1 protein-coding gene is annotated in these 256 nt (G+C 48.4%); it reads right to left on the bottom strand.

The features are described 5' to 3' along the window. On the bottom strand, nucleotides 1-256 hold a 256-nt coding region (rpsB, locus tag AAEZ03_RS28115), incomplete at both ends, for a 30S ribosomal protein S2 (RefSeq protein WP_350583229.1).

The raw sequence follows: 256 nt of genomic DNA, 5'->3' as shown, positions 1-256 counted from the left end.
GTCTTTGATACCGCCTAATGAACGCTCAAGTTTCTCCATATCGCGAGTACGCTCTAATGCTTCACGCTTAGTAAGCTTAGCGAAAGTACCGTCTTCTGCTTGTTTTTCTAGCTCTTTTAGACGGTTGATTGACTGGCGAAGGGTTTTCCAGTTGGTAAGCATACCACCTAACCAGCGATGGTCAACGTATGGCATACCAGCGCGGGCAGCTTGTTCACGGATGATACCGCTAGCAGCGCGTTTAGTACCAACGAAC

It is taken from the genome of Pseudomonas sp. HY2-MNA-CIBAN-0224, from assembly GCF_040310285.1.
Lineage (GTDB): Bacteria > Pseudomonadota > Gammaproteobacteria > Pseudomonadales > Pseudomonadaceae > Aquipseudomonas > Aquipseudomonas helleri.
This window is presented reverse-complemented; position numbering and strand designations above follow the sequence as displayed.